General features: G+C 30.7%; 5 protein-coding genes. 1 reads left to right on the top strand and 4 read right to left on the bottom strand.

Annotated elements, in window-relative coordinates; translation table 11 throughout:
• Positions 1-175 precede the first annotated feature (175 nt).
• From ACIQ56_RS13755 to ACIQ56_RS13740, 4 genes are all read right to left on the bottom strand, one after another.
• The gene (locus tag ACIQ56_RS13755; RefSeq protein WP_397601620.1) at positions 176-1,021 is read right to left on the bottom strand and encodes a ParB/RepB/Spo0J family partition protein; all 846 of its coding nucleotides are present in this window, start codon (positions 1,019-1,021) and stop codon (positions 176-178) included.
• Positions 1,018-1,905 carry a ParA family protein gene (locus ACIQ56_RS13750; RefSeq protein ID WP_397601619.1) on the bottom strand — a complete coding sequence of 296 codons (888 nt, stop codon included), beginning with the start codon at positions 1,903-1,905 and terminating at the stop codon, positions 1,018-1,020. Before ACIQ56_RS13750 ends, ACIQ56_RS13755 begins: the two co-directional genes overlap by 4 nt.
• A 390-nt stretch (positions 1,906-2,295) precedes the next feature.
• A complete protein-coding gene (locus tag ACIQ56_RS13745) occupies positions 2,296-3,084 on the bottom strand; it encodes a nucleotidyl transferase AbiEii/AbiGii toxin family protein (RefSeq protein WP_397601618.1) in 789 nt (262 codons plus the stop codon).
• Positions 3,081-3,920 (bottom strand): type IV toxin-antitoxin system AbiEi family antitoxin, encoded by an 840-nt coding sequence (locus ACIQ56_RS13740; RefSeq protein WP_397601617.1) that lies wholly within the window; start codon positions 3,918-3,920, stop codon positions 3,081-3,083. The genes ACIQ56_RS13745 and ACIQ56_RS13740 overlap by 4 nt, the downstream gene beginning before the upstream one ends.
• A gap of 507 nt (positions 3,921-4,427) precedes the next feature.
• On the opposite strand from ACIQ56_RS13740, the gene ACIQ56_RS13735 reads away from it, so the two are divergent.
• Positions 4,428-5,318 carry a tyrosine-type recombinase/integrase gene (locus ACIQ56_RS13735; protein WP_397601616.1) on the top strand — a complete coding sequence of 297 codons (891 nt, stop codon included), beginning with the start codon at positions 4,428-4,430 and terminating at the stop codon, positions 5,316-5,318.
• Positions 5,319-5,587 lie beyond the last annotated feature (269 nt).

The raw sequence follows: 5,587 nt of genomic DNA, 5'->3' as shown, positions 1-5,587 counted from the left end.
AACAAAACCCAAAAGATTGGTTGCCTTGGAATTATCTCGATACCATCAACAAAATCAAAAACCACTCTCTATAAAAAATTTACTAGCATTCATTTTGTTTGTAAAATGCACTTATTGGTAGGACACACCGCGCCACATTTTCTCTAAATGTGGTACCGCGCCACATTTTTGTTTTTTACAAAATTCCAAATTCCATTAATGCTTCTTCGATTAATTTAATTTCAATATCTGAATAATTTTTAGTTTTAACATATTCTTTAAATTTATTCTTATTTTTCAAATATTTAACTTCAGTATTTGAGTTTTTTCTTTGAATGATTCCACATAAAATCTTTAATTCATTCAAAACTTCATCATCAGTAAGCTTCCTACTTGCTATATTTAGTAATGATTTTTGTGTTACTTTATCATAATTATCAATAATTAATTTATGAATATCTTCATTCCAATTAGAAATTTTTAATAATCTCAACACAGTTGTTCTATCTTTACCTATTAATTTAGCCAATTTCTCTTGTGTAAATGCTTTTTCATATAAAACATTTAAAGATTTAGCTATAGCAATTATTTTCCAGTTTTTCCTAGCTGTATTTGCAATTAATGATGTTAATTGATTTAATTCATCTCTTTCAAGAATTTTAACCTCACAAGAAACACTTTCATTGCCAAGTCTTTTTAAAGCAACAATTCTTCTATGACCTTCAAGTGGAAAAATAGAATTTTCATCAATTGTAATTATTGGTTTGTGTATTAGTCCTATCTCATTTATTGATTCAGTTAATTGTATAAAATCTGGATCATTTTCATTTATTTCTTCGTCACGTTTATTTTTACTTAAATCAATTAATGAAATCGGAATTGTAATAATAGATCCATTTTTCATTGACTTAATTTTATTAATTGCATTTTTTTGTCTTGTTTTAGTCAGTTCAGCTGCATCTGGTTCAGCTTCAATATTGTTTATTTGAATTGCACGAATCGTTTCAGCTGTTTCTTCAATTCTACTACTATTTAAACTCATAGAATGGCCTCTTCTATTTCATGAACTTCAACTTCAAAAATTTTATCTAACTCCTCAGGCATCTCATTAATTATAGGAGTGCTTTGTCTACGCCCCTGACGCATTCCTCTCAATTCTGGCAATAATTCTCTTGCTAATTCAAGATAAGCTTGAGTAACAGGAAGTCTTGGATGAAGTGTAATTAATGATTTTTGAGCACTACTACTACTGGAAATAGCATTACTTTCTGGAATAACTGTTTTTAATAATGTTATTTTAACTTCTTCCATATATTTTTGGAGGTACTCATAAAATTTTCTATGAGTAGCATTTTTAGTATTGTATTTTGTAATTACAATTCCAAGCAAAAATAATGGTGGATTTAAAGATTTTTTAATTAAAGAAACTTCTTCTAACATATATTGTAAACCATCAAATGGATCTGCCTCTGCAAAAACAGGTACTAAATAATAATGGGCTGCTGTCATAGACATTTGAAAAAGAAGATCCAAAGATGGATGCGTATCAATTATTACAACCTCATATTCTTTTAATTTTTCACAATCTAGCCAATTTTTTAGTATATTGTGAGAACCTGGCTCTAGAATTTTTTCTCTAGACAATTTAGAAAGCCCCATATCACCAGCAATTACATCAAGAAAATCATCAGAAGTCTTTAAAATTACTTCTTCAAGAGGCAAATCAGATCTTAAAGCACTACTTAAATTTCTAAACTTAGATGATTTTTTTAAACCTAGGTTAGAAGTTGCATTACCTTGATAATCACAATCTATGAGTAACGTTTTTCTTTTTAAAAATGCATATCCAGAAGCTAAATTAACAGAAGTAGCCGTTTTTCCTACGCCGCCTTTTTGATTGGCAACTGCAATAATACTAGTCTTCATATAATCCAACCTAAACAATTATTAATTTAAAACACAATTAAAATCAAAATATCAACTTTCAACTCAAACGTTGAAGTTACTTTTTAAGAATACACTGAAAAATTTTTACTGCAATCTAAGGCAAATTTAAAAATTCTAATTTTTTTGACTATATTTATCTGATAAAATTATGCTATGAATTTAATCAATTTTTGCGAAGAAAAAAGTAACAACCTTTCTCTAAGCGGATTCATGCTCATAAGTCAGGATAAGCTCTATTATCCTGCTAATCTTGAATTCAATGTACTTAACCTTATTAACTCATTCCAATCCTTTGTGAACTTATTATAATAGATCAAATTTATCAGATAAGAGCGCTACCAACACTCCAATAAGTGCGTGCCGTAATAATTAGACGATATGTATAAGAACTTTATTTATTAACCAGTTATATGCTATATTTGAGTCATAGTTCACACCAGGTACAAGAAGAGGGAAAATATCATTTAAAAAATTTTTATCCTTAGATTTTTGTAATAAATTTTCTTCAAAATCCTTACGTGAAATTTTTAACCCTTCTTTTTGAATATAATAAGAAAATATTTTTGCAACTTCGACATAATCAATTTGTTTTTCTTGAGATAAGGCCCAAAAATCAAACAAATCTCGACCTTTTTTTCTCTGATAAAGAGCGCGTAATTTTGTTCCAAGAATCTCTTCAATTGTATATGATATGATTGTACATTCACCTGAAAACCAATTGCTATTAACAGAAAATTTATGCTTGGTCAGTGGATTGAAAGATTGATGTTCTCTTGTATTCATTTCAACTTTCAACTTTAATGGAGTATTATCTGTTGCAATAAATCGATAAGTTAACGTTGTTAGCCCTTCTCCTATTTTTCTTTTCGGAAAACCTAATATTGGATCTATTTTAGAGCGAATAGCATCAATTATTGGTCCATTGTCTCCAGATTTAATTTGAACAAGATCGATATCCTCAGAAAAACGAATATACTTTTTTAAGAACAGCTTATTTAAAGCTGTACCACCTCTCAATGCAATATTATTCATTAAATACTCGTGAGAAAATATTTCAACAAGAGCTTGAGAAAGAATTAAATCATGTTCAACAAAAGCATCTGAAACCCATGGTGCTTGTGATGATCTCCATTGTTGAATATAAGCTTGTGAAATCATATATCAGACTCTATTTTGTCGTTCATATAAACCTTCCATATTGGATGTAATTTTTCTTTATGCAATTGCTCTTTAGAATGAGGAACAGTTAAATTTAAAGGTATAGAGTGTAGATTATGGAAACAATTTGCATTTTGAATAACGTTAGTTAATCTTTTTTGCCCAATTATTTCAAAAATTACCCCAAGTCGCTGTAATACAGCAATTTCAGCATTCATTTGTATTATTGTTTTTGCCAACTCTTCAGTTTCAATTTGCTCTGCAAGTTCTGTTAATACTGTTGCAACGGCAGACGGCCCACCTAATCTATTCATATAACGCACAAGATCAATTGCGGTTGCTGATGGTGTACTTACTAATACATTTCCTGTTGGCACATTCCATTTTCTACATGGCACTTCAACAATATTTTTTCTATAAAAAAATTGAAATCGTACAGATCCAACAATTAAATTATTTTTTTGTAATTTTTTGTTCATTATTACTTCGGTTTCTTGAACGGCTTGGTGTGCTGCACCATAAATTGCAGCAGCACTCAAATTCCCTATGTAATAATTTATATTTAATGCTTTCATCCATTCATGAATGAACCACATTCCTGGAGGAGAACCTAATTTTTGATACTGGACCGGAATTATAACGTAAAAGCCTTTAGAAGGACTAATAATTCTTCGTTTTTTTGCTAAACGCCATAATGAGACCTGTAAAGCACGTTTAGAGGCACCAATTTTTTCCAACTCTGAAAAAGTAAATGAACTAATTCCTTGCTCTTCCAATGAAGAAAGGTAATCACTCAGATGTTTTAATTGGGTTGAACTTTGTTTAGTTAGGTTCATAGTTCTTCCTCCATTCATATTAGATTTATCACATATTTTGTGATAAATCTAATATGAATGGAGGAATTTTTGTAAATATTTTTAATTTTCCGATGCTGAATTATATAAATTATTGATTTTAAATATAAAAAATATTTACAAATTGTAACATACTGAAAACAAAAGAGTAATATGCTTATCTAAAATTCTGGTGCTTAATCTAAAATGAATAAATTTTAACGCCCTAGCTACAAAAGGAAGGTAAAAAAAGAATGCGAGAGAAACATGAATTTGAGATGCTTTCACTCATTCTTCAAAAATCCCCAATTAGCCGGATAAGTTCTCTTATCCTGCCAAACCTTAAAAATCCTGTTACTGTAATTGAGAACGCTAAATTGCGCCTTTTTTCATTTCGTCTTTGTGCCAACTAGAAAAGTGAAAGTAAGGATGAAACACTGCTGTTGTTAGTACCCCATTGGGAGAGGGTCAAAAATTGGCAGGATAATTTTTTAAGGGGAAAGGAAGCCTATGGAACTCAAAAATGTATTGGAGTTATTTACAAAGAGCCTCGAAGAAAAAGGAGCCTCATTCCATACGATAAAAGCTTACAAGTTAGACCTTGCTGATTACTTGCGGCACTTAAAAGAGATTGAAGTCTCAGGGCAGAATGTGGAAACGACCCTATATAGTTTGCTTGTCGATGCCACAAGCATTGAACTGAAAAGCTATAAGGAATATTTAGGCCAATCCTCTCCTGCTACCATCCAAAGAAAATTCATTACCCTTCGAAGGTTTTTATCCTGGGCCTTAAAAGAAGGTCTTAGAAAAAACTCTATTCCAGACGCGCCAAACCTTCCCACTTCACAATCCCTTGCTCCACGCTGGATAATGAAAAAAGATCTCAATGCCCTTTTTAGGTTTGTTGAAAAACAAGGCCGCATTCGAAATGAAGCCCTTGTTCTTTTATTGTTTCACACAGGAATCCGCGTTTCAGAACTTGTTTCTTTAACTTGGGGAGATATTCATTTAACACGTTATGAAGGGCTTCTTACCGTTCAAAAAGGCAAAGGACAAAAAAAAAGATTTATTCCATTAAATGCCACAGCAAGAAATGTTCTTTTAAAGTTAAAAAAACATTCTATAAAAAAAGAGGAAAAGGATTTTCTTTTTTACGGAAAAAGGGGTCCTCTTCGTGAAAATGGAGTCTTAAAATTATTTTATTCCTTTTCCCATCAGCTTAAAATTCCTGTAACTCCACACTCCTTAAGGCACACTTTTTGTAAAACACTTCTCGATAATAAAGAATCCATTGAAAAAGTCTCAACCCTTGCTGGGCATTCTTCTTTAACCACCACTCAAAAATACGTTACTCCTTCTCTCCATGATCTCAGTAAAGCTGTTTTTAGTTTGGATGATTGAAAAATATTTTAAGAACCAGGAAAAAGATTCTGTTTAATCTGTAACTGGTAACTTATTTAGAAACTCTAATAATAAATTTTTAAGTCTAAATGGATTACTAACTAATTCAAACAATAAGAGCCTTACATTTAATTTTAAAGAAAACTTGATCTTCCCCCAATTTTATAGACACAATTAACCGACCTTTTTCATTGGTCTAGTTATTTCAAATATAACTGGAGACAGATATCCATTCGACGAATGCTTTCTAACACGATTGTAGTAAACTT

This window comes from Silvanigrella sp., from assembly GCF_044369315.1.
GTDB lineage: Bacteria > Bdellovibrionota_B > Oligoflexia > Silvanigrellales > Silvanigrellaceae > Silvanigrella.
The sequence above is the reverse complement of the archived record's forward strand: the minus strand, read 5'-3'. Positions and strand labels throughout refer to the sequence as shown.